The sequence below is a fragment of the Pseudomonadota bacterium genome (assembly GCA_039196715.1).
Lineage (GTDB): Bacteria > Pseudomonadota > Gammaproteobacteria > CALCKW01 > CALCKW01 > CALCKW01.
Window position 1 is genome coordinate 1 of record JBCCUP010000157.1, and the last position, 2,736, is coordinate 2,736.

Consider the following 2,736-nt stretch of genomic DNA (forward strand, 5'->3'; position numbering starts at 1 on the left):
CGAGCACGCGCACCGGGTGCAGCGAGACGTTGGTGGCCACGCCGTAGGTCGAGCCGCCCACCGTGCCGGCCACGTGGGTGCCGTGTCCGTTGCAGTCCTCGGTGCCGCCGCCGATGGCGTCGTAGCCGGGGCCCATGCGGCCAGCGAACTGGTTGTGCGTGCTGCGAATGCCCGTATCGACGATGTAGGCCTCGACCCCGGTGCCGTCGGCCGCGACCGTGTAGTCGCCGTTGAGCGGGAGGTCGTTTTGGTCGATGCGATCGAGCCCCCACAGGTTGGTGGGCGCATTGGCGGTGAAGATCTGCTCCTCCTCGATGAAATCGACCTCCGGGCTGAAGCGCAGGTGCTCGATCTCGTCCTCGGTGAGCGGCGCGGTGAAGCCGTGAAGCTTCGGAGCGTCGATCGTTTCCTCGATCCGCACATCGGAGAAGCGGCTTATCACGGTCCCCATGGAGGACTTCGCGAGCTCTTCCTCTTTGAGGATCACGATGAAGCGCCCCGTGCTCCTGACAGTGAGTGACTCCACGCTGGCGTCATCCGCCGCATCGTCGACCCGATATACGGGCGCGGCGAACCCCTCGGCTCGATTATCCTCCGCAAAATCGCCTCGGGAGCGACCTTCGGACTCGGTGTCACATGCCGTCACGGCAAGGGATGACAGCAGTACGATTGACAGACGGGATGATTGAACAACTTTCGAACTCATCACATGGCACCTTTCCAACTACACTTTGCCTCGCGGCAAAGGGACATTTGTGTGTTGAAGGAATGACTTACCCGGAAGCGAATATGGAGCAAGAACCTGAATATGTAAACTTATATTATTGTATTGCTAACCACGCCCTGTTCGCTAGTGGGCACAAGACGGCAGCACCTCCACCGGCAGCGCCGAGCCTTCGTGCAGGGCGACATGTGTGAATATGGTCGGGCATCGCATGTTGCGCAAGAATCCCTACTCTTCGCCGCCCGCACAAATCTCGCAGATGCCACCATTCTACCGCCTCAAACGGCCATCGATCGCTTGTTTATGCACTTGGGGATGATGGCCACTTGATACCTACACTCTCAGCGAACGTGAGAGAGGCTGCGCCGTCATGCATGCGCTACTCCTACGCCTTCGCTGGAATTCCCTTCGTTCCCAAAAAGACCACGCGCATGTGGTACACGCCGGATCGCTCAACGCTGGTCGGGTCGTACGGCCATCGGTCGGGATCGACGACACCACCAGGTTCCGTATCGGGCGATCGACCGCTTGTTCGTAACGGCAGACCGGACGATCGAGCCAGGCGCCACGGTCAACGTGACGCAAGATCAGCCGATTGTCATCGAAGTCGGCGGCTTGCTGCACGCAGTGGGGACGGTGCAAGATTCGATCACATTGACTGGCGCGGAACCCCTTGTGCGCTACCGGAAGGACCGGCAGGTGCTCTCGGCTTCGGCCAACAACGAGCTACCGCACATAGCGCAACAGCAACCCGGACTCGGACGGCGAGCTCTTGGTCGAAGGCACCATACGCGTAAGCGACAGCGAGATCGCCAATCGGGTAGTCACGGCGTGGTGGTCTACGACGACGCTCATGGCCAACAACGCCACGCTCGACGTCTGGGTGCACGCGCAGGGTTCGTCGGTGTGCCCGTAGGGATCGCCTGCGCCTGGAGGCGAACCGGCGCGCCCGGTTCGCCTCCAGTTACCTAGGGGACGGCGTCCCCTAGGTAACTGCTTGGGGCTTTACCAAGCCCCTCTATCGACTAGCAGGGCCCGTCGGCGCAGCAGTCGCCGTAGTTGACGCACGCGTTATCGCACCAGCAACCGCCAGGGGCCTGACTACCGCAGGTGTTGTTGTCTTGGCAGCTGTTGGGATCGGGCGGAGGCGCGACGCACTCGTCCTCGTAGTTGTCGCAGCAGTCGCCGTACCCGACGCACGCGTCATCGCACCAGCAGCCGTCGGGCGACTGACCGCCGCAGCTGTCCTCGCAGCCGCCGGCCGGCGGGGGCGGGGGCGGCGGGGGCGGATCGCCACCACCATCACCGATGAAGTCGGTGTTCACCAGCAGGTTGGGCGAGCCGGAACCGACGTTGTTCAACGTGTTGGAGATCCCGTTGCTCGTGAGGGCGGCGGCCACCTGGGCCGGAGAGGCCCCGGGGTTGCCCTGCAGGTACGCCGCGGCGACACCGGCCACGTGCGGCGAGGCCATCGAGGTGCCCGAGATCGTGTTGCTGGCGCTGTTGGACGTGTGCCAGGCCGACAGGATGCTCGAGCCCGGCGCGAATACGTCGACGCAGGTCCCGAAGTTGGAGAAGCTGGAGCGGCTGTCGCTGCTGGTGGTAGAGCCCACCGTGACCGCCGACGCTTCCCGAGCCGGCGAGGCGCCGCAGGCGTTGGCGTTGCTGTTGCCCGCGGCCACGACCACGGTGACCCCCGTGTTGACCAAGTTGGCCACCGCCTGATCGAGCGCCGACGAAGCACCGCCGCCCAGGCTCATGTTGGCCACCGCCGGGAGCGTCGCGTTCTGGCCGATCCAGTTCAGCGCGTTGATGATGCCAGTGGTGCTGCCCGAGCCGTTACAGCCGAGCACGCGCACCGGGTGCAGCGAGACGTTGGTGGCCACCCCGTAGGTCGAGCCACCCACCGTGCCCGCCACGTGCGTCCCGTGTCCGTTGCAGTCCTCGGTGCCGCCGCCGATGGCGTCGTAGCCGGGGCCCATGCGACCAGCGAACTGGCTGTGCGTGCTGCG

2 protein-coding genes are annotated in these 2,736 nt (G+C 64.4%); both read right to left on the minus strand.

What is annotated here, in order from left to right:
- Nucleotides 1-646, minus strand: a 646-nt coding sequence (locus AAGA11_22970) for a S8 family serine peptidase (GenBank protein MEM9605737.1), incomplete at its 3' end; no start/stop codon positions are given.
- 1,103 nt (nt 647-1,749) lie between these two features.
- A partial coding sequence (locus AAGA11_22975) for a S8 family serine peptidase (protein ID MEM9605738.1) occupies nt 1,750-2,736 on the minus strand: 987 nt, incomplete at its 5' end.